The following is a 20503-nucleotide window of genomic DNA, read 5'->3' as shown; positions in this document are numbered from 1 at the left end:
AGTATCCAGACGTACGCAACCACGGAAGAGGCGCGCGCCGCTCATGGGCCATTCACATTCACATGCCGAGGAAGCGCCGTTGACGCGGCCACAAATGCGCCGACGGAAGGCATTACGCCGTCGAGCCGTGGTGCTGCTGAGCTGGATCCTGGTGCCCCTGGCCGTTTTGACGGCCGTCGCCATGCTGTTCATGTGGCCCAATGCCGATACCGGCAAGGCTCCCGCCACGAACCCGTATTCCGCAGCTCCCGGTGCCAGCATCGTGACCGGAAGTGTGCAGCGCACCATCTCTGAGGACTGCTCACTCAACGCCGGTGGGCTGGCCGGTACCAGTTGCTTCATCGCCTACACGGCAGTCGAGGGCAGCGCGGACGTTCCGGTCGTGGTCAGCCCCGACATCGAGGCTTCCCGCCCGGTTCGAGCCGGCGATAAGATCAGCTACCTCGACCTTTCCAAGCTTCCGGGCATCACCGGCGCCGACAATAACGGTGCCAAATATGTGTTCATGGACTTCGTCCGAACCTTCCCCATGGGCCTCCTCGCTCTGGTGTATGCCGTGGTGGTTGTTGCCGTGGCGCGTTGGCGAGGCTTGCGAGCCATGGTGGGTTTGGGCGGCGCCTTTGCGGTCCTCGCTTGGTTCATCCTGCCCGCGCTGGCTCAGGGGCAGCCGCCGCTCCTGGTCGCCCTCGTTGGCTCCTCGGCCATCATGTTTGGCGTGCTGTATTTTGCCCACGGCTTTTCCGTCCGCACCTCCACGGCATTACTCGGGACGCTCTTTGGCCTGGGCGTGACAGCGGGGCTGGCGGCCTGGTCGGTGGATGCGGCGGCGCTGACCGGAACCACCGGACACAACGCTTATCAGCTGGCAAATCTGACCGACGGCATGTCGCTCTCCGGCATGATCCTGTGTGGCCTGGTCATCTCCGGCCTCGGAGTCCTCAACGACGTCACGATCACCCAATCTTCGGCCGTCTGGGAGCTGCATGAGCTGGCCCCGCACACGAGCGCCCGAGAATTGTTCACCTCAGCGATGCGCATCGGCCGCGACCATATCGCCTCTACGGTGTACACCATCGCCTTCGCCTACGCGGGGAGCGCCCTGCCTGTCTTGCTGATGGTTTCGCTCTTCGATCAGCCGCTGCTCACCGCCCTCACCGGCGCCGAATTGGCCGAGGAAATTGTGCACATTCTGGTCGGCTCGATCGGCCTCGTGCTGGCCATTCCCGTCACGACGGCGGTGGCCGTGGCCGTCGTCAAGGCCACCGGGAAGTCCCCGTCAGTCCCGCCCGTGCATCGTGAAGCGGCGGACAGTAAGGTTTTGGACCCAGCGTAGCCGGAAGAGCGGCCGCAGGATGGCGTGCATCATTGTCAGGAACGACGTCGGACGGGCCCGTCCCAGCACCATGTTCAGCCACGCTTGGCGTGCGACCTTGTGGCTGGCTCCGCGTCTCTGACGCTCAAATGTCTTGAGCCGCTCGCCGGTGTTTTCCCCGCGAAGGGCCGCCACCATGATGGGGGTCAGGGCAGCGGCATCCAGCCAGCCAAGGTTCATGCCTTGCCCGCCGATGGGGCTGATCTCATGCGCGGCATCACCCAGCAAGACCACCCGGCCCGCAACCATCCGCGAGGCCATGGTGGAACGGACAGCAAACGCGCTGAGCATGCTGTTGGCCTCGGCATCCACATGTGCCCCGGTGCGCTGCTGGATCAGTGCGGCCAGATCCGTGGCCGCGGCGTCGGCCAGCAGGGAGTCGGTGTGAACGACCCATCGGCGCAGACCGCCCGGCACAGGAAACGATTCCACAATGCCACCCGGTTCCAGGTGCAATATGGCAGAGGCACCATCGCGGCCGGTGTCCGGGAAGTCGCCCATCAGATAGTTGTCGGGGTACTCGCGCCCAGTGGTGGGAATGCCCGTGAGTGTCCGAATGGTTGAGCGGGCACCGTCGGCGCCAACGACCAGCCGCGCCGCAAAGGTGGGAGCCGGAGCCGTGGCGGACACTGCCTGAGCACGAGGATCCCGAGCACTCCGTACCTCAGCGCTATGGTGACCTGTCAGTGTGACAAGCGTTCCGGCGTCGTGCAGGGAAGTGATGCACACACCGCGCACCAGGGCCGCCGGATCGAGCTCGGCCACCCGGGAGGCGAGGATCGCCTCGGTGCGGGCCTGCTTGAGGCTGAGCACAAACGGCCACCTCGCTGATGCCTGAGCGAAGGACAACCGCGCCACCTCACGCCCGCCACTGCGTGCCACGCCGCACTCGATCCGCACGCCCTCGGCCGCCATGGACTCGGCCACACCCACGCGCTGCAACGCCCGCAGGGCAGGGGGATGGATGCCGATGGCGCGCGAATGCTGGCTGGGTTCGGCGCGCTTGTCGAGAATCCGCACCGACAGCCCCTCCTGTAGCAACAGGGCGCCCAGGAACAGGCCCACCGGCCCGGCACCGACAATAATCACGTCAAACATGGTGTTTCGGCGCAGTGAGCAGCACAAGATTCCGGTACGGCGGGGCGGAGGCCACACGCCACTGCGGGGGCAGGACGGCGCGCAACTCAGGGGCCGTATAGCTGCGGCGGATCGAGGTCAGTCCGTCCGTGCGGATGAACGATCCCGGGAAGAAAGGCAACGTCCCCACCGAAAACAAGGCATAGGCCAGGGGGCTACGGGCAATGTCGCTGTGGATCACGGATCGACGCGCCAAGACGGCAGAGTCGTTGAGTAGCCCCTGAAATTCCCTCGGCGTGAGGTGGTGCAACAGGTGGTTGGAAATAACGACGTCGAACACGGCACCCTCGGCGACAAGGGTGGTGCTGTGGGTGCGGCGGAACGTCACGGCCGGCACGTTGGTGTGGGTGAGGGCGCTGGCCTGGGCGAAGTGGATGGCGCGGGCGTCAGGGTCGATGGCGGTGATGGCCAAAGACAGGCCGTCTCGGGCGGCCCACCGGGCCAGACTGATGGCGATGTCCCCGCCGCCACAGCCGACATCGAGCAAGGTGGTTTCCCGCATGGGCGAAAGCAGCGGCTTGATATGCCGTGTGTAAACGCCGTGCCAGCGCGAGACCACACGGTTAATGAGCGGGAACTGGGCGTAGGTACGGGCCAGTCGGACCGGATCACAGCCGGGCTTGTCCATCTCTTCAACGGCGCCCGCATCCCGTGTTGATAGGAACCAGCTCTCCATCGTTGCGGGGAGTGCCTCAGGCATGGGCCGCGAGCACCGCGACGTGGGGGAGGGACACGGCCGGGCTGAGCTTCGTGAACAACCCCGTCTCCACGGTCAGCCCGGGCCCGAACGCCATGGCGCAGATACTCTCGCCGGGCTCCGTGGCGGGTTGCTCCAGAATGTGTTTGAGAACGAACATGACAGTTGCACTGCTCATATTGCCGTATCGGCGCAGGGTTTCCCGTGCCGGAATGAGCTGTTCGTCGCTGAGCTCCAATTTTGCCTGCACCTTGTCAAGGATGCTTCTACCGCCGGGATGGATGGCCCAGTGACGGATATTGCCGTAGGGGAGTGCGGCAAGTTCCGGAGATTTGGCCAACAAGGGCTCTAAGGCGCCCACAATGTGTTCGTCGATGATCTTGGGAACGTAGCTGTCGAGCACCATTTCAAAGCCGTGATCGCCGATGTTCCAGGCCATCGAGTCCTCGCCCACGGGCGTCAGTACGGTTTCAAAATGGTCAAGGTTGATGGCTGGCGCGGACAGGGGAAGCTCGCGTGCGGTGATCACGGCGGCGGCCCCGCCATCGGCGAACAGTGAGGAGCCCATGATGGTGTCTGGGTCGTTGGAGGTGCGCACATGGAGGGAACATAGCTCCACGGAAACCACGAGGACCACGGCGTCTGGATCTGCTTCGCAGAAGGCCTTGGCTGCGCGCAATGCCGGGAACGCCGCATAACAGCCCATGAATCCCAAGTGATAACGCTGCACCGAGGGATGCAAGCCCAAGGCGCGGACCACCTTGTAATCGGGCCCGGGATTGAAGAATCCTGTGCAGGACACCGTGACAACATGAGTGATGTCAGCGGCCGTCAACCCGTCTGCGGCGGCCACCGCCTTGCTGGCCGCCTCAATGAACAAGGGGACAGCCTCTGCGGCGAAAAGGTCGTTGCGTTCCTGAGTGGTGGGGTTGAGCAACAGCCCGGAGACGCCGTCGTAAAACATAGGATCATCCCCGCGGAAGGCCGTGCTCAATTCCCGCACTGCCGTGTGCCGGGAGTCGATCGCGGCCGCATCGAAGCAGGTTCGCACCAGCCTCTGGCCGAGTCGGGTCAGCCCAGGTTGGGCGGCAAAGACATCCCTGGCCTGCTCTTGAATCAAAATGGTGGGCGGAACTGCGGTTTCCAAGGACCTCAATATGACCGTCATAGTCCATTCTTAGTGGCCCACGGCACAGAACGCAATGACTTGCTCCTGTGGGTGCCACCCTGGTTCGTGGGCACGTGGCGCCGTGCCCTAAGATAAGAAGGACGGCCGGTTTCGCCATGATGCCCGGTGCGAGAAGTCGATTCGCCCCGTGGGGCTTGGTATAGATGGAGGTGAGCCGCGCATGGAAGACGGGCATAGTCGATCTACCGCACCGCGCGAGCCTCGCCTGCGCCCCAGGACAATACCCTCCCTGTAACTCCCAAAACCCGTAGCGACCCTCGGTTTAAACCGCTCGCTGCGCTGGATGGGGCACCCGAGAACTTTACTCGGGTCATTGAGAGGTATCTCTGGCGGCCGCGATCTCGTTGCGGTAGCGGTTTCGCAGCACGACGCCACACACTCATTTTTTGCACACAGCCCCGGCGCTTGCCGGGGCCTGCTGACGTGTGCACCACCGGAGGGATTCGGACCATGATTAAGTACCCCACTCAGACCTTTGACGACAGCGCAGGGCTTCTGGCCAGAGCCTTGGCAGCGCACAATCTCACAGCCGTGTCGCAGGCTTTAGCGCCGCTGAACACCTCTGAAACGCTCGAACAATTGGAACGCCTGAATACGATCGAGCGGGCAGTTGCCTACCGGACACTGCCCAAGGGACGGGCCATTGAGGTCTTCGAGCGGCTAGATGCGGCGGTCCAGGCCGATCTGCTGACCGGACTGCAAGAGGCAGACGTCGCCTACGTCTTTGAACAATTGAGCCCGGATGACCGGGTAGCGCTGATGGACGAGCTCCCGGCGTCCGTGGCGAATCGTTTGATCAGCGGACTCGATGAGAAGGAACGGGCACTGACCAGCACGGTGTTGGGCTACCCGCATCGAGCCGTGGGCCGCTACATGAGTCCGGAATTCGTCACGACACACCCCCATCTGACGGTGGCGGAAACCTTTAGCCGCGTTCGCGCGCAGCTCGATGACGCCGAGAGCATCTACACGATTCCCGTGACAGACGCCGGACGTCACCTCGTCGGTGTCATCTCGTTGCGCGATGTCCTCCGGGCCGAAGATTCGGCACTCATCAGTGACCTCATGAAGCAGCCCTTGAGCTTTCGTGCGGCCGAAAATGCTGAGGAAGCCGCGCGCTATTGTGCCGATGCAAAGGTTCTCGTGCTGCCGATTGTCGACGCCGAGGATCGCCTGGTCGGTATTCTCACGGTTGACGATGCCCTCCAGATCCTTGAGGACGCCGAGACGGAGGACGCTGCCCGCTCCGGCGGTACCGAGCCCCTGCGAAGCCCCTATCTCGCAACACCCGTCCGCGCCATCGTGAAGGCCCGCGTCGTGTGGCTTTTAGTCTTGGCCGTTGGTGCAACACTCACAGTGCAGGTCATTGGTGCTTTTGAGGCAACCTTGGAGCAGCAGGTCGTGCTCTCGCTCTTCATTCCCTTGCTGATTGGCACGGGTGGAAACACGGGCAACCAGGCTGCCACGACCTTGACACGCGCCTTAGCTTTGGGTGATGTGAGGCCCCAAGATGCCCTCAAGGTCTTCGCTCGTGAGGTTCGCGTCGGCGCCTTCCTCGGCCTGCTGTTGGGCAGCTTGGGGTTCATCATCGCAACACTGGCGTTCTCGCTGCCCATGGGGCTGGTGATCGGCCTGACCCTTCTGGGCGTGTGCACCATGGCGGCCAGCATCGGCGGCCTCATGCCGTTGCTCGGCAAAGCGGTCAAAGCCGATCCTGCCGTGTTCTCCAACCCGTTCATCTCAACCTTCGTAGATGCGGCGGGGCTGATCATTTACTTCCTGATCGCCACCAGCATTCTGGGGCTATAGCCCAACGTCCTCCCCACCTGCCGATGTCAGGCGGTGGGGGAGGCGAGCTGGCCAGAGAAGGTGAAGAGAATCGCCGCGGCGACTTCTGCGGCAGGCGTCTCGGGGTTGAAGAGAAGCCATTCCAAACCGCCCATGAGGGTCGCCCCAAAGATTCCTCCGGCCATCAATAGGCGGCTGCTCTCGGAGGTTCCTGCCGGGACGAGCGGGACCAGTGCCGTGCCAAATTCGCTCACGGCCTCGCGGCGGAGGATCTGCATGGTGTCTTGCCACGGCCTATCCGTCCGGAAGATTTCCGAGACCACAAGTTTGGCCAGCGAACGGTTTTCGGAAATGAGCGTCAGCACGTCGTGGACCATGGCCTCGATGGCGCCAAATCCTGCGGCAGAGGTGCGTGCAGTGCGCAGGGTCTCTGAGAGGGTGCCGATTCCGGTGATGAGGAGTTCCTCGAACAGCTTGTCCTTGGAGGAGAAGTTGTAATAAACGCTGCCCTTGGCCACGCCTGCCCGCTCCGACACCTGTTCCATCGTGGTCCCGGAAATCCCGTGCAGTGCACTGAGTTCCAGCGCAGAGGCCAAAATGGCTTTCTTGGTGGGGGAGATGCGGGGCACTGGGTTCCTTAAACTTTTGCGGGCTGGGGTCAGCAAAGAGGGAGCTTTGATTTCTACCCGGAGTCTAGTTCACCAGTCCGCTACGGATGAAGTCCACTTGTGCCTTCCTCATTCACCCGGCACCGGCGTGGATGGAGCGTGAACTTGTTCACTTTGGGCCCGGCCCTGGCCCGGAATGACCGGGCTGGGTCGCGGTGAAACTGTGCCGGGGCATTCTGGCAGGGAGAACGAGGGCGCTTAATTTGCAGGGATTTGAGAGAATTATCTGGTGACTGTTACCGATCTCCCCACGAGCGACACCAAACTGGACCTCCCGCCCCTGAAACTTGGCAACATTACGGTGGATACTCCCGTGATTCTTGCCCCCATGGCTGGGATTACCAACACCGCCTTCCGCCGGCTCTGCCGCGAACATGGTGGCGGCGTTTTTGTCTCCGAAATGGTGACCTCCCGCGCCCTCGTGGAGCGCACCCCGGAGTCCATGCGCCTCATCAGCCATGACGAGGACGAGAAAATCCGCTCCGTGCAGCTGTACGGCGTCGACCCCGAAACCGTGGGTAAGGCCGTGCGCATGCTGGTCGAGGAAAATCACGCAGACCACATTGACCTGAATTTTGGCTGCCCCGTGGCCAAGGTGACCCGCCGTGGTGGCGGTGCGGCACTGCCGTGGAAGCTTGACCTGTTCACCTCGATCGTCCAGACGGCCGTGCGTGAGGCCTCCAAGGGTGGCTTGCCGCTGACCATCAAGATGCGCAAAGGCATCGATGAGGACCACCTGACGTACCTTGAGGCTGGCCGCATTGCGCGCGACGCCGGTGTGGCCGCCGTGGCGTTGCACGGCCGAACTGCCAACCAGTTCTACTCCGGCCAGGCCGACTGGGACTCCATCGCCCGCCTGCGTGAAGCGCTGCCGGATGTTCCGGTCCTGGGCAACGGTGACATCTGGAGCGCCGAAGACGCCATCGCCATGGTTCGCCAGACCGGCGTTGACGGCGTAGTGGTGGGCCGTGGTTGCCAGGGTCGCCCGTGGTTGTTCGGCGACCTCATGAACGCCTTCGAGGGCAGCGATGAGCGCCACAAGCCCGGCATGGCCGAGGTTTCCGCCGCCGTGTACCGTCACGCCGAGCTGCTGGTTGACACCTTCGACGACGAGAACAAGGCCCTGCGCGACATCCGTAAGCACATGGCCTGGTACTTCAAGGGCTACGTCGTGGGTGGCGAGCTGCGCGCCAAACTCTCCACGGTTCCCACACTGGACGCCCTGCGTGAGTTGCTGGATCAGCTGGATATGTCCGAGGGTTACCCAGGCGTCGATGCTGAAGGCCCCCGCGGTCGCGCCGGCACACCCAAGCGCACCGCACTTCCGGCCGGTTGGCTGGACGCCCGGACGCTCAGTGGCGGGCAAAAGGATGAGCTCGTTGGCGCCGAACTGGACGTCTCGGGCGGCTAAATTCAGCCAGCCGTGGAAAATGCCATAGCTGGGGTTTCTCGCTACAGGTAGACCTATAGCGAGAAACCCCAGCTATGGCATTTTTGCTGTCCCACCGGCGTGGCCGCGGCCGCCTGTGCATAACGTCCCCGTCCGTCACCGCGTTGGCCCTAAACTAAGGGTTATGGCCTCCGAATCGCAGCAAGTGTACCTGCCCCACGATGAACAGCGCTGGGTGCAGGAGATCCCGAAAAATACTCTCCGTACGGTATTTGAGCGTGATCGCGCCAGGGTTCTACACTCCTCCGCCCTGCGTCGCCTCGGCGCCAAGACGCAGGTCGTTGCCCCGGATACCGATGACTTTGTCCGCACCCGGCTCACCCACAGCCTCGAGGTGGCGCAGATCGGCCGCGAGTTGGGTCGCACGCTGGGCTGTGACCCCGATGTGGTGGACACGGCCTGCCTAGCGCACGATCTCGGCCACCCGCCCTTCGGTCACAACGGCGAATCGATGCTCAATGAGCTCTCCCACGGGATCGGCGGCTTTGAGGGCAATGCCCAGACCCTGCGTCTTTTGACCCGCCTCGAATCCAAGGTATTAACGGCCGACGGCGGTTCGGCTGGCTTGAATTTGACCCGCGCCTCCCTGGACGCCTCGGCAAAATACCCGTGGACGGCCCCCAATGCGCCCCTCATCAATGGCTCGCGCACGAGCAAATTTGGTGCCTACACCGACGATCTTCCCGTCTTTGAATGGCTGCGCCGGGGTGCCCCGGAGGGCAAGAGCTGCATCGAGGCTCAGGTCATGGATCTCGCCGACGATATTTCCTACTCCGTCCATGACGTGGAGGATGCGATCGTGGCTGGGCATGTCCAGCTCAAGTGGCTGACAAACCAGGATCAGCGCAATCGCGTGCTTGGCTACACGCAGCAGTGGTACCTGCCGGGTGTGGCTACCGCCGAAATCGATGCGGCCCTCCATCGCCTCGAGGCCACCGATGTGTGGGTGCGCCATGCCGATGGCAGCCGCGCCTCGATGGCGGCACTGAAGGATATGACGAGCCAGCTGATCGGGCGTTTCTGCCAGAGCGCCGTCGCCGCCACCCAGTCCATCTATGGGACCGGACGATTGGCGCGTTACGCAGGTGACGTCGTCGTGCCTCACGAGACGCTGCTGGAGATCGCCGTCATGAAGGGCCTCGCCACGACGTTCGTCATGACCACCGACCACCGCCAGCCCATCTATCAGCGTCAAAAGGACATCCTCAGCGAGCTGGTGGCCGTGCTCAGTGCCACCGGTGACGCCCACTTGGAGACCATGTTCGCCGCGGATTGGCGTGCCGCGAACGACGACGACGCCCGGCTTCGGGTGGTCATCGACCAGATCGCTTCACTCACCGATGTATCGGCGCTGGCGCTGCATGAGCGTTTGGTGGGAGTGGAGCGGACGCTGTTGTAGCCCTCTGGAGTGAGTCCTGGGCTACATGGCGGGGGTGTAACCGGCCATCATGGAGGTGATGTTCTCGAGCTGATCGGGGCTGGCCATCGCGTAGATAGTGGCCACGGCCACGCTGAGAACCACGGACAGTGCAACGGCTGCGATGAAGGCGATGACGATAATCCGGGTTTCCTCATCGACTCGTCCCGGCATGTTCAGGGATGGGTCGATCAGGTTCGGGGCCGAATCAAAGGAACCATCCTGCAATCGGGCGACGATCTGGCCGCTGGCGCGATCAAATCGCAGCGAGGAAATGGCGCTGCCGTGACGTGCCAGCAAAATGTCGGATCCAACACTATGGCGTGTGGTGTGAAACAAGGTGAAGCTCCCTAGAGGATGCGGAAAAGAAAATATTCAGATGAAAATCAACCTGAAGTCCGCGCCGTTGGGGGCCACCTAATTCTATCGGCGCGATTCCACCTGCACCCGCCAGAAGTGGGGTGATTCCGAACACGAGAGAGTTGTCCACAGGCGAGGCTGCTCGGCCCCGACGGGACGGAATCTCCCGTAAACTGAAAGAGTGGCTGGCCTGATAAAACGTGAAGATATTGATGAAGTACGAACGCGCACTGACCTCAAGGAAATAGTTGACGCCTACGTCACCTTGAAATCGGCGGGAATTGGATCGTTCAAGGGACTATGCCCATTTCATGATGAGCGCAGCCCCTCATTTCATGTGCGCCCACAAATGGGATATTTTCATTGTTTTGGCTGTCAGGAAAGCGGCGATGTTATTTCCTTTATTCAGAAAATGGACCATATTTCATTTTCCGAAGCGGTGGAGAAATTAGCCGGTCGTATTGGTTATGAATTGCGTTATGAGGACGGTGGAACCGGACCTCGCCGCGAAGATATTGGCCGACGTCAACGCCTCTTGGACGCGCATAAAATTGCCGGTGAATTCTTCCGCGAGCAACTCCTGAGCCCGGCCGCCGCTGTTGGGCGGCAATTCCTGAGCGAACGGGGTTTCGACCGCGAGGCCTCTGAGCGCTTTGGTGTGGGATTCGCACCGCAGGGATGGGATGCCCTGCTCAAGCACCTCACCGGTAAGGGCTTTACGCAGGATGAATTGAAGCTCACGGGAATGTTCTCCGAGGGCAATCGCGGCATTTATGATCGCTTCCGTGGGCGCCTCATCTGGCCCATCCGGGATATTGCCGGGGACACCGTGGGCTTTGGTGCCCGCAAACTGTTCGATGACGATCAGGGCCCCAAATACCTCAACACTCCCGAGACCACGCTCTATAAGAAATCCCAGGTGCTGTATGGCATCGACCTGGCGAAGCGCAATATTGCCTCGAAGCGTCAGCTCGTGGTTGTTGAGGGCTACACGGACGTGATGGCCTGCCATCTCGCCGGCGTGGACACCGCTGTGGCCACGTGTGGCACCGCTTTTGGTGCGGACCACATCAAGGTCGCCCGGCGCCTGCTCTCCGACGACGGCACGGGCGGCGAGGTGGTGTTCACCTTTGACGGCGACGCCGCCGGTCAAAAGGCTGCGCTGAAGGCCTTCGACGAGGATCAGCGTTTCACGGCACAAACCTTTGTCGCTGTTGAACCATCGGGAGCTGACCCCTGTGAGCTGCGCCAGCGCAAGGGCGATGAGGCCGTGCATGGACTCATTAGATCCCGCAGGCCCCTGTTCGAATTTGCCATCCGCTCGACTCTGGCGAAATTTGATTTGAGCACGGTGGAGGGCCGGGTCAGTGGACTCCGGGCCTCGGCTCCTGTTGTGGCGGCCATCCGTGATGGCTCAACTCGAATGGGCTACAGCCAGGAGCTGGCCGGCTGGCTGGGCATGGCCGACCCCAATGAAGTGCTGCGGGCGGTCAAGAACGCCGAGCGCAGACTCCATAGCCAGCCCGAGAGCAAGGGGAGCGGCCAGCACCAGCCGAGTCCCGCCGTCGTACCTCCCGCCCAGACCACCCAGGGCAGGCCGCACGAGCCGTCCCGGGCCGATGTGAGCCCGCAGCCCGAGGTGCGGGCGGCGATCGAGCGCCCGAACCCGCGGGAGCCTCAGGGGCGGATGGAGCGCGAGGCCCTAGAGGTGGTGCTGCAGCATCCTGGAATTCTCACGGCCGGAAACTGGCAGCATTTTGCCGCGACGGAATTCGTGGTGCCGGCCTACAAGGCGTTGCAGCAGGGGCTGGGCCTGGCGGGACAGTCGCAGGTGGCGTCTTCGCAGTGGCTTGAGGCTGTTCGGGCCAATGTGCCCCCTGAACTGGAGTCGCTCGTGGCAGAACTGGCACTGAGCCCATTGCCGGCCACGGGGGAGGAGACGCTGACGCGGTACTGCCGTGACATTTTGAACCGCCTCTTCGAACTTCAGATCACACGTTTGAAGGAGGAGCGGCTGGGGGCGTTGCAGCGCATGGATCCCTCGGTCGACCCCGAGAGTTACCAGCTCTTGCAGCGGGAATTGATGGAGCTGGAAACGGCTCGTCGGCAGCTGCGAGGAGACGGATAAGCCTGCAGGGACACTCGATTTCACAAAGTGCCAAGGCTTTGTTATTGTTGTTCCTGCACGATCCCCTATAGCTCAATTGGCAGAGCGTTCGACTGTTAATCGAAAGGTTCCTGGTTCAAGTCCAGGTGGGGGAGCCAAAGGCAAAAAATTGTCTCCGGTCTCGTTGTAGGCCGGAGACAATTTATTGTTCTCGTGTAGAAAAAATGACGGTTTTGATTTTCTCAGTTATTACTGCTAAGATTTATATCGCTTCATTCCCCTATAGCTCAATTGGCAGAGCGTTCGACTGTTAATCGAAAGGTTCCTGGTTCAAGTCCAGGTGGGGGAGCCATTCACTAAAGAACCCCGTACTCGTAATGAGTATGGGGTTCTTTTTTATTTGTCTTTAATATCGATTGTGGCAGCCCATAAAAATGCCGTGTGTGACTACTCACATTTAAAAGTAGTCACACACGGCGGGGTACTAAATCTTTGGAACCATGCGGGGTCGAACGATGATCCACAGGGCCGCCATGGCTAGCAGGATGCACCCACCCATGATGATCGCCATGGGGGTTGCCGTCTTGACTCCCACCAAACCCACGATGGGCGTGATGACCCCGGCAAAGCCGAAGGTCGCCGCCCCGAGCAGGGATGCGGCGGTACCGGCCTGCTTGCCGTTGCGGGCCAGACCCATAACCTGGACCGAGGGGAACATGAAACCAGTGGCGCAGATGAAGAACCAGAGCGGGATGGCCACGCCCCACAAACCAGTTCCCAGCTGGTCGCAGATCACCATGGCAATCGCTGCGGCTACCTGAGCCACCGTGGCCCACGCAATCACCCATTGGGGTCCTGTGCGGCGCATGATCCGTGAGGCCACCTGCACACCCAGCACGACGCCAAGAGAGTTGATGGCAAAAAGGTAGCCATATTCCTGAGGTGAGAAGCCGTAGGTCTTCTGGAACAAGAAGGTGGAGGCTGAGAGGTAGGTGAAGAGCGCGGCAAAGTTCAGGCCGCCCACCAGGAGTGTGCCGACAAAGATCCTGTCGCTGAACACGGCCTTATATCGGTCGGCGACACTCACGCCGTCGGACTGGCGCTTTTCAGGGGGCAGGGTCTCAATGATGAAGACAAAGGCTGCCACAACGACCAAAGCGCCGTAGCCAGCGAGGAACCAGAAGATGCCGGGCCAGTCCATGATGCCCAAAAGCTGAGAACCAATCACCGGGGCGAGAATTGGTGCCATGCCGTTGACGAGTGACATGTAGGACAGCATGCGGACCAAACGGTAACCGCCGAAGAGGTCTCGGATCATGGCCATGGCGACCACACCACCACCTGCGGCGCCAATGCCCTGCAAGACACGGAAGACGCCAAGCATCGTGATGTCGGTGGACATGGCCGCACCTATGGAGGCGCCGACGTGAAGAGCAGTCGCCAAGATGAGCGGCATCCGGCGGCCAAATTTATCGCTAAAGGGGCCCACGACAAGCTGACCGGCTGCGAAGCCAATGGTGGTGGCGGTAAGTGTGAGCTGAACAGCGGTGGCTGTCACACCCATTTCATGTTCAATGATGGGGAAAGCGGGGAGATACAGGTCAATCGTGAACGGGCCAAGGGCGGTGAGCAACCCCAGAACCAGAACGTACATCAATTTTTGCCGACGGGTAAGGGCATCGCCTGGATGAGCGGTGGTGGTCAAGACTTAATTCCTCTATGCATATGTGGTGCGCGCGGTGTCGGGGATGGAAAAAATAGGCCCCCAATGGAACATGCTAGTGCCAACAAACGAAAGTAAAAACGGTCGTTGAAATGTTTCAGCAAGCCCTCGAAACCGACAACACCGCGATGTCCTTTACTATTCCGCAACCTAAGCACGGTATGGGACGGCGCGGCCCAGGCGTCGTGGATGGTAATTTTGACATTACGGCAGCGTCACGGGAAGTGAGTCTGCGAAGAATTTACGGGTTGCGCAGTCCTCCGGGAGTAGCGGTGCCCACATGATGGAGGCGGTCTCAGTGACGGTTGTGCAAAAAGATGCGCAAATCGCAGCGGATGAACACCCGAAAGCACCTGGTTCAGGATTAGTGGACGCAGTCAAGACATCGATTCGTCTAGTCCCACGCCAGCTCAATGATGAAATTGAGCTGGCGAAGCTGGAACTCGGCGACAAGAAGTCTCGTGTGGGCGGGGTCGCCATCTCGGCGGTCATGGCGCTGGTCTTCCTGGCGCTGCTCGTCGTTGCTCTGGTGGTTGCTGCAATTGCAGGACTTGGAACCGTCCTTCCCTTGTGGCTGTCCGCGTTGCTAGTCAGCGCCGCGCTGCTGATCGTGATCGGCATCAGCGCCTTGGTGGCATATAAGAAGTTCAAGTCCCTACTCCCTGTTCTTCCGGAGCATGCGTGGCGTGGAGTGCGGCACGATCTTGGCATCGTAAAAGAGGGGCGCGCCTTTGACCCGGCGACCTTGGATCCGGAGCCACTGACCCGCGAAGAAAAGAAGGCCGCGAAGGCTGAATCAGAGCAGGCCAAGGCCAAGGCACATGCCGAGCGCGATGCCAAGGACGCTGAAGGCGGTCCAAAGGCTACCGCTGACGAGCTGATCAAACGCACCACAGCCCGCCGTGAGCATCTGCTGAGCCTGCGCGAGGAACTTGTCAGCGAGGCCGACGTGAAGAAGCAGACGACATATCTGGTAGATACTGCCGTGACCAAGGCTCGGGAAACTGTGAATAAGGCAGCCGTTGGAGCTGTCGGGCAGGCCGTGGAAACTGCGAAGGAGCGGTGGAAGCCATTGGCAATTCTTGCCTTGTCAGCGACTGTTTGCGTGCTCTTACTGCGAAAGTTAGTCAAGAAGTAGTTTGATCGACCGTTGCCCTGTGCGCGGATTCAAGGCCGTTGGAAGATCAGCGGTGCCTTGTGCTGGATAGTCCGGCACGACCAATGAGCAGGGAGGTGACCGAGATGTCCGGCAGTTCCAGTACCCGCCCGGAGAATTCCACTGCGATCCTGACCATCCCCAATCTCATCACTGTCGTGAGATTTCTTGGCACGCCGTTATTCGTGTGGCTGGTGCTCTCTGAGCACGAATATGGTTGGGGCGTTTTTGTTCTGGCGCTCATGGGCTGTACGGATTGGATTGACGGGTACGTTGCCCGCAAATTGAACCAGACCTCTCAGCTCGGGCGCATTATGGACCCGCTCGCTGACCGGGTGGCGCTCGTTGCAGTGACCATCACCCTAGTCGTGGCTAAGTTGCTGCCATTATGGCTGCTCCTGCTCTTGGTGATTCCCGACGTCGTGCTTCTGAGCGTCACCCTGTACCTCTTTCGCGGAGACGCAAATCTGAAGGTCACGATGCTGGGCAAGACGCGGACAGCGGCGCTCATGATCGGCACGCCGATGCTGCTCCTGGCCAAGGCCATGGATTCTGAGCTCGTGGCCGTCCTCGCCTGGGTGTTCCTTGGCGCTGGCATGGTCTTGCACGTCATTGCTTTTACGCAGTATTTCATCAAGGTGACGGCAAAACACCGAGCACTCCACCACCCCGGGGCTGCTGATTCCGATGATTTCGGGCAGCACTCGCCCGAACAGGGCCGCCCATGATGTGGCTTGCCGTGTTGTGTGCCGTGGCTGGTGCCTTCTTCCTGGCCTTTGGTGCACAGCGTCAAGGCAGCGCCGTGCAAAACAACACCGGTGGCCTTGCCCTCGGCGGATCCGGGTTTGTCCGGCTCTTGCGCAATCCCCGCTGGGTCCTCGGGCTCCTGCTCCTGGGTGCGGGTACCCTCCTCAACGTTGTCGCGCTGACGCTGGGAACCTTGACCGTCATTCAGCCCATTGGTGCCATCGCCCTCGTCATTACGACAGTGGTGAACTCGCGGGACCAAGGCATTCGCCTGAACCGGGCAACGGTGGTGTCCATCACCGCCTGTGTCGCCGGAAGTGCCCTATTTGTCCTCATGGCAGTGAGCGTCGTGCGTGAAAATACTCACGTCGATGCCACCCAGGAGCTGACAGTTGTCATGCTGCTGGCCGCCGTCGTGATTGTCTTTGGTGGTTGCCTGGTCCTGTTCAAACACCGTCTCAAAGCCTTCTTTTATATCCTGGGTGCCGGAGTGCTTTTTGGATTTGTGGCCGTCCTGACACGCATCATCGCCAAGCAAATCTTCGATCACAATGGACTGTTCCTACTGAATGTTCAGTGGTACTCGATTCTTGCGATTGCCGTGGCGGGAGGATTGGGCAGCTGGTTTGTGCAGAGCGCTTATGCAAGCGGGCCCCCGGATTTGGTCATCGCTGGCCTGACCGTGATCGATCCCATGGTGGGTGTCGCCATCGGCATTGTTATTTTGGGTGAGCTTCGCGACGATGTGCCGCCTGTCGTGGCGATTGCCATGGCGGGAGCAGCGTTACTTGCTATCGTTGGGGTAATCGCGTTGTCCAGACATCATCCGGATGTGGTGAAGCAGCGAAAAGCTGCGAAGAAAGAGCAACGTAAGTAAAGCCGCGCACAGGCCGGCAAACCAGCCTTCAGGAGTTTCTAAACGTGACATCCACGCCGAGCGATAGTGCCTCAAAGCCGCTCACCATCTTGATCGCGGCCGACACTTATCCTCCCCATATCAACGGTGCCGCACAGTTTTGCTTTCGCTTGGCCACCGGTATGACTGCACGCGGGCATAAGGTGCACGTCGCAGCGTGCCGCGCGGACAGCGGTCCCAAGGTGACCGAAAAGCGTTCCGAGGCAATCGTCCACCGATTGCGCTCACGGGCCGTGCCGACCCACGAATACTTCAGGATTTCCCTCCCGTGGGAAATCAAGAAAGACATCGTCCGGATCTTTGATGAGATCAAGCCGGATGTTGTGCACGTGCAAAGCCACTACATGATCGGTGAACACGTTGTGTATGAGGCAGCCCGCCGCGGAATCCGCATCGTGGCGACGAATCACTTCATGCCGGAAAATCTAAATCCATTCTTGCCGTTCCCGCAGTGGTTCAAGAACATCGTGGGACGCGTGTCCTGGCGCGACATGGGCAAGGTCATGAGCCGGGCCGACGTTGTGACAACGCCTACTCCGCTTGCCGCAAAGGCCATGCACGAGCACGCATTCTTGCGCCGCGTCTTGCCGCTCTCCAATGGCATCGAAGCAGGCAACTATGAACTGGCTGCCGGCGAAGAAACGCCACGCAATCCTTACCCCACGGTCGCCTTCGTAGGCCGCCTGGCCGAAGAGAAGCACATCGACGTCCTGATCGATGCCATCGCCGCAACGCCGAAGGAACTAGACCTGCACCTCGTCGTCGTGGGTGGTGGCGAGGTAAAGACCGCTCTCAAGGCCCAGGCCGCGAAGCTCGGACTGGAATCTCGAGTGGAGTTCACAGGACTCGTCAGTGATGAGGAGTTGCGCGAGGTCTACCTCAAGGCGGATCTATTCGTCATGCCGGGCACCGCGGAGCTTCAGTCGCTGGTGACCTTGGAAGCCATGAGCGCCTCCACCCCGGTGGTCTTGGCAAACGCCATGGCTCTGCCGCACCTTGTCGAGGATGGCGTCAACGGTTATCTCTTCAAGCCTAATGACAAGGCTGACCTTGCGGAGAAGATCACGACCATCATGAGCTTGTCTCCTGAGGATCGTGCCGCGATGGGTGCAGCCAGCCACGACATGGTTGCCCGTCATGGATTGCAGAAGACCCTGGATACATTTGAGGACATTTATCGTGGCGGAAGCTACGAAGATCACGCAGTTTGAGCGTTGACCCCTTAGGATTGGTGAAGTGCTTTTTCTGGATGTAGCATTTTTCGTGCTGCGATTAGGGAAGCACCTTGCATGGGGCCATAGCTCAGCTGGTTAGAGCGCGGGACTCATAATCCTAAGGTCCTCGGTTCAAGTCCGAGTGGCCCTACATGTAAAGCCGCAGGTCAGAGACCCTTTCGAGGGAATCTGGCCTGCGGCTTTTTCGTGTTTGGTGGGAGTTTTGCCTTGGCGCGGACCCATCTCGGTGGGCGCAGCGGGGACAAGGGGCGAAATGTTGCTCAGATCACGTAGCTACGGTATGTTACTGATGAGTAACATGATTCGATCGCGGTCGGACCATGACTGTCAATGATGATTTCAAGCAAAGGAATGCCCGTGTCCAAGGCAGCAGTAGACCTCAACAACCTTCCTTACGCCGACGGTGACTTCTATGGATTTGAGCAGCTGCTCTCCGAGAAGGAGCGGGAACGCCTGCAGGAAATTCGTGATTTCCTCGCCAAGGAAGTCAAGCCGATTGCCGTCGATTGCTGGAACCGTGGCGAATTCCCCATGGAACTGATTCCCAAGCTCGCCGAAGCCAATCTCATGAGCCCGGTGCGCAACCAGGGCTACTCCAATGTTTTCGCCGGCATTGTTCACGCTGAATTCACGCGTGCCGATGCCTCCATTGCCACCTTCATGGGTGTTCACGATGGACTGTTCACGGGTTCCATCGAGGCGCTGGCGTCCGAGGAGCAGAAGGCTGCCTGGTTGCCGGATATTTACGCCATGAAGAAGATCGGCGCCTTTGGCCTGACGGAACCGCTGGGTGGTTCGGACGTTGCTGGCGGTACGCGTACCACAGCAGTGCGCGATGGTGACAACTGGATCCTCAATGGTGCCAAGCGCTGGATCGGCAACGCCACCTTCTCCGACTGGGTAGTGATCTACGCTCGCGATCTTGCCGACAACCAGGTCAAGGCGTTCATGGTCGACACCAAGCTTCCGGGCTACACCGCCACCAAGATTGAAAACAAGATCTCACTGCGCACCGTGCAGAACGCTGACATTGTCCTAGATAACGTGGTGGTTCCGCATGAATTCAAGCTGGCGGGCGCCAATAGCTTCCGCGATACGAATAAGGTTCTCAAGGTCACCCGCCTAGCCGTAGCCTGGCAGGCTGTCGGCCAGCAGTTGGCCGCCTTCGATGTGGCCCGCCGCTACGCCGTGGAGCGTCAGCAATTCGGTCGCCCAATCGCCTCCTTCCAGATGGTGCAGGATCAGCTCGTGCAGATGCTGGGCAACACCGTCAGCTCCATGGGCATGATGGTGCGACTCGCGCAGCTGGAGGATCAGGGCGTCGCCAAGGATGAGCAGTCCGCCCTGGCTAAGGCCTTCACGACGGCGCGCATGCGCGAGACGGTGGCTATGGGGCGCAACCTCCTCGGTGGCAACGGCATCGTGACCGACTATGAAATGGCAAAAATCTTTGCTGATGCCGAGGCCATCTACTCCTATGAAGGTACCTACGAGATCAACACCCTCGTGACGGGCCGCGCCATCACGGGAATCTCCGCCATCGTCTAGCCACAACGCACCATTGAACGGACCCGCTGTAGTTAGCTAAGGAAACTTGCCAGCTACGGCGGGTTTGTTGTTGACCGAGAGCTAGGGGAGTGGGAGTAGCACCGACGGGCGCTGATCCAGGATGAATTGCAGCGGATCTAGATACACCTCCCCACGTCGCACTCCCCAGTGAAGGCAGCTGGTTACGACGGAGTTCTCGCAATGAGTGGGACCGTGCACCTGCCCGATGACCTGACCCCGAGCCACCAGATCACCAACCCTCAGCGATGAGACGACAGGTTCAAAACTCAACCGTAGCCCCTCGTCGGTCATGAGTGTCAGGACCTCCCTATTAACCACGACGCCGGAAAAGGTCACCACCGCGGCAATTGGCGAGAGGACCTCCACACCCTGTGGTGCCAGCAAATCCACGCCACGGTGTCCGCTGAGCCAGGGTTGAGCAGGTGGATCGAAGGCCCGAACCACCTCGGGAGTGCCGGTAAGTGGCCAACCCCATGCCAAGGATGCGGGCAGGGGAGTGGCAGTAGATAGGAAGAGTTTGGGCAGATTGCTGGTGCTCGGCTCCGAAGGCGCCGCTGGCCCAATAGGCCCCGTGAGCCCAGCCACAAGCATTAGGGCCACGGTGAAAACGCGTGAGTATCGGCGAATCGCGAAGTCATTCATAGCTACAGCTTGACCGCGAACATCCTGACGGCGGGCTCTTGAATGAAATTGTGAACAAGGAGGCCAGGTGTCATCCCTGTGGAGGGCACTCTATGGTCAGCCACTGTTGCCCACTTGTAGTAACATTGACAGAGCAGTGTGCTGTTTGTGCACTGACTACGCGCACCCCACCCTGATGAGGTCTTAAGAATTTTCTTAGACACTGCTGATGGATCGCGCCCATACGGTCCGCTTGACTGCGGTTTATGGAATGCACGATGGGTGCTAGGAGCTAATGAATCACTCAGGTGACTGAATGGTTCTATACGCTAAATAACCGTTAAATTATAT

At 60.5% G+C, this 20503-nt stretch carries 17 protein-coding genes and 3 tRNA genes; 13 read left to right on the top strand and 7 right to left on the bottom strand.

The genetic code is table 11. The features are described 5' to 3' along the window. The first annotated feature begins 43 nt into the window (after window positions 1-43). The gene (locus CVS30_RS11060; RefSeq protein ID WP_110485393.1) at window positions 44-1333 is read left to right on the top strand and encodes a YibE/F family protein; all 1290 of its coding nucleotides are present in this window, start codon (window positions 44-46) and stop codon (window positions 1331-1333) included. On the opposite strand, the gene CVS30_RS11055 is transcribed toward CVS30_RS11060, so the two are convergent. From CVS30_RS11055 to CVS30_RS11045, 3 genes are read right to left on the bottom strand one after another with little or no spacing between them, the layout of a single operon-like run. After that, window positions 1277-2470, bottom strand: a complete 1194-nt coding sequence (locus CVS30_RS11055) for an FAD-dependent oxidoreductase (RefSeq protein WP_110485392.1) — start codon at window positions 2468-2470, stop codon at window positions 1277-1279. The two genes, CVS30_RS11060 and CVS30_RS11055, sit on opposite strands and share 57 nt — an antisense overlap. Continuing rightward, window positions 2463-3209: a class I SAM-dependent methyltransferase gene (locus CVS30_RS11050; protein ID WP_245934559.1), complete on the bottom strand. Its 747-nt coding sequence runs from the start codon at window positions 3207-3209 to the stop codon at window positions 2463-2465. The genes CVS30_RS11055 and CVS30_RS11050 overlap by 8 nt, the downstream gene beginning before the upstream one ends. Next, a complete protein-coding gene (locus CVS30_RS11045) occupies window positions 3202-4374 on the bottom strand; it encodes a type III polyketide synthase (protein ID WP_110485390.1) in 1173 nt (390 codons plus the stop codon). The genes CVS30_RS11050 and CVS30_RS11045 overlap by 8 nt, the downstream gene beginning before the upstream one ends. A 471-nt stretch (window positions 4375-4845) precedes the next feature. Here CVS30_RS11045 and mgtE point away from each other — a divergent pair, with 471 nt between their 5' ends. Then, window positions 4846-6204, top strand: coding sequence for a magnesium transporter (gene mgtE / locus CVS30_RS11040; protein WP_110485389.1), 1359 nt, complete (start codon window positions 4846-4848; stop codon window positions 6202-6204). Between the two features lie 26 nt (window positions 6205-6230). On the opposite strand, the gene CVS30_RS11035 is transcribed toward mgtE, so the two are convergent. Continuing rightward, window positions 6231-6812 carry a TetR/AcrR family transcriptional regulator gene (locus CVS30_RS11035; RefSeq protein WP_181419775.1) on the bottom strand — a complete coding sequence of 194 codons (582 nt, stop codon included), beginning with the start codon at window positions 6810-6812 and terminating at the stop codon, window positions 6231-6233. A gap of 268 nt (window positions 6813-7080) precedes the next feature. On the opposite strand from CVS30_RS11035, the gene dusB reads away from it, so the two are divergent. Both dusB and CVS30_RS11025 read left to right on the top strand, forming a co-directional pair. Further along, on the top strand, window positions 7081-8262 hold the full coding sequence (gene dusB, locus CVS30_RS11030; RefSeq protein WP_110485387.1) for a tRNA dihydrouridine synthase DusB: 1182 nt from the start codon (window positions 7081-7083) through the stop codon (window positions 8260-8262). A gap of 163 nt (window positions 8263-8425) precedes the next feature. Next, window positions 8426-9700, top strand: coding sequence for a deoxyguanosinetriphosphate triphosphohydrolase (locus tag CVS30_RS11025; RefSeq protein WP_110485386.1), 1275 nt, complete (start codon window positions 8426-8428; stop codon window positions 9698-9700). A 21-nt stretch (window positions 9701-9721) separates the two neighbouring features. Here CVS30_RS11025 and CVS30_RS11020 read toward each other — a convergent pair whose 3' ends face one another. Next, window positions 9722-10057, bottom strand: a complete 336-nt coding sequence (locus tag CVS30_RS11020; RefSeq protein ID WP_110485385.1) for a hypothetical protein — start codon at window positions 10055-10057, stop codon at window positions 9722-9724. 202 nt (window positions 10058-10259) lie between these two features. Between CVS30_RS11020 and dnaG the strand changes: the two genes are divergently transcribed. The 3 genes from dnaG (at window position 10260) to CVS30_RS11005 (ending at window position 12537) form a co-directional block, all read left to right on the top strand. Continuing rightward, a complete protein-coding gene (dnaG, locus tag CVS30_RS11015) occupies window positions 10260-12206 on the top strand; it encodes a DNA primase (RefSeq protein ID WP_110485384.1) in 1947 nt (648 codons plus the stop codon). 61 nt (window positions 12207-12267) lie between these two features. Next, window positions 12268-12343: transfer RNA gene (locus CVS30_RS11010), tRNA-Asn, on the top strand. A gap of 118 nt (window positions 12344-12461) precedes the next feature. After that, window positions 12462-12537: transfer RNA gene (locus tag CVS30_RS11005), tRNA-Asn, on the top strand. Window positions 12538-12669: 132 nt separating this feature from the next. On the opposite strand, the gene CVS30_RS11000 is transcribed toward CVS30_RS11005, so the two are convergent. Next, window positions 12670-13839, bottom strand: a complete 1170-nt coding sequence (locus CVS30_RS11000) for a multidrug effflux MFS transporter (protein ID WP_110485445.1) — start codon at window positions 13837-13839, stop codon at window positions 12670-12672. Between the two features lie 436 nt (window positions 13840-14275). Between CVS30_RS11000 and CVS30_RS10995 the strand changes: the two genes are divergently transcribed. From CVS30_RS10995 to CVS30_RS10970, 6 genes are all read left to right on the top strand, one after another. After that, window positions 14276-15046, top strand: a complete 771-nt coding sequence (locus CVS30_RS10995) for a phage holin family protein (RefSeq protein WP_245934557.1) — start codon at window positions 14276-14278, stop codon at window positions 15044-15046. A 104-nt stretch (window positions 15047-15150) separates the two neighbouring features. Further along, window positions 15151-15792, top strand: a complete 642-nt coding sequence (locus CVS30_RS10990) for a CDP-alcohol phosphatidyltransferase family protein (protein WP_110485443.1) — start codon at window positions 15151-15153, stop codon at window positions 15790-15792. Further along, complete coding sequence (locus tag CVS30_RS10985; protein WP_110485383.1) at window positions 15789-16688, top strand: DMT family transporter; 900 nt, start codon at window positions 15789-15791, stop codon at window positions 16686-16688. The genes CVS30_RS10990 and CVS30_RS10985 overlap by 4 nt, the downstream gene beginning before the upstream one ends. Window positions 16689-16732: 44 nt before the next feature. Continuing rightward, window positions 16733-17938, top strand: a complete 1206-nt coding sequence (locus CVS30_RS10980) for a glycosyltransferase (protein WP_110485382.1) — start codon at window positions 16733-16735, stop codon at window positions 17936-17938. Window positions 17939-18018: 80 nt separating this feature from the next. After that, a tRNA-Ile gene (locus CVS30_RS10975) sits at window positions 18019-18092 on the top strand. A 221-nt stretch (window positions 18093-18313) separates the two neighbouring features. Further along, window positions 18314-19510, top strand: a complete 1197-nt coding sequence (locus CVS30_RS10970; protein ID WP_370800895.1) for an acyl-CoA dehydrogenase family protein — start codon at window positions 18314-18316, stop codon at window positions 19508-19510. Between the two features lie 81 nt (window positions 19511-19591). Here the strand turns inward: CVS30_RS10970 and CVS30_RS10965 are convergent, their stop codons facing one another. Beyond that, entirely contained in the window at window positions 19592-20173 is a 582-nt protein-coding gene (locus CVS30_RS10965; protein ID WP_110485381.1) for a M23 family metallopeptidase, read from the bottom strand. Window positions 20174-20503 lie beyond the last annotated feature (330 nt).

Origin of the sequence: Arthrobacter psychrolactophilus, from assembly GCF_003219795.1 — a bacterium.
Taxonomy (GTDB): domain Bacteria; phylum Actinomycetota; class Actinomycetes; order Actinomycetales; family Micrococcaceae; genus Specibacter; species Specibacter psychrolactophilus.
The sequence above is the reverse complement of the archived record's forward strand: the minus strand, read 5'-3'. Positions and strand labels throughout refer to the sequence as shown.

What these genes read in the sequence shown, in the direction of transcription:
- CVS30_RS11060 (WP_110485393.1), top strand. Translation starts at nt 44, where the DNA reads ATGGGCCATTCACATTCACATGCCGAGGAAGCGCCGTTGACGCGGCCA.
- CVS30_RS11055 (WP_110485392.1), bottom strand. Translation starts at nt 2,470, where the DNA reads ATGTTTGACGTGATTATTGTCGGTGCCGGGCCGGTGGGCCTGTTCCTG.
- CVS30_RS11050 (WP_245934559.1), bottom strand. Translation starts at nt 3,209, where the DNA reads ATGCCTGAGGCACTCCCCGCAACGATGGAGAGCTGGTTCCTATCAACA.
- CVS30_RS11045 (WP_110485390.1), bottom strand. Translation starts at nt 4,374, where the DNA reads ATGACGGTCATATTGAGGTCCTTGGAAACCGCAGTTCCGCCCACCATT.
- mgtE (WP_110485389.1), top strand. Translation starts at nt 4,846, where the DNA reads ATGATTAAGTACCCCACTCAGACCTTTGACGACAGCGCAGGGCTTCTG.
- CVS30_RS11025 (WP_110485386.1), top strand. Translation starts at nt 8,426, where the DNA reads ATGGCCTCCGAATCGCAGCAAGTGTACCTGCCCCACGATGAACAGCGC.
- CVS30_RS11000 (WP_110485445.1), bottom strand. Translation starts at nt 13,839, where the DNA reads ATGTACGTTCTGGTTCTGGGGTTGCTCACCGCCCTTGGCCCGTTCACG.
- CVS30_RS10990 (WP_110485443.1), top strand. Translation starts at nt 15,151, where the DNA reads ATGTCCGGCAGTTCCAGTACCCGCCCGGAGAATTCCACTGCGATCCTG.
- CVS30_RS10985 (WP_110485383.1), top strand. Translation starts at nt 15,789, where the DNA reads ATGATGTGGCTTGCCGTGTTGTGTGCCGTGGCTGGTGCCTTCTTCCTG.
- CVS30_RS10970 (WP_370800895.1), top strand. Translation starts at nt 18,314, where the DNA reads ATGCCCGTGTCCAAGGCAGCAGTAGACCTCAACAACCTTCCTTACGCC.
- CVS30_RS10965 (WP_110485381.1), bottom strand. Translation starts at nt 20,173, where the DNA reads ATGAATGACTTCGCGATTCGCCGATACTCACGCGTTTTCACCGTGGCC.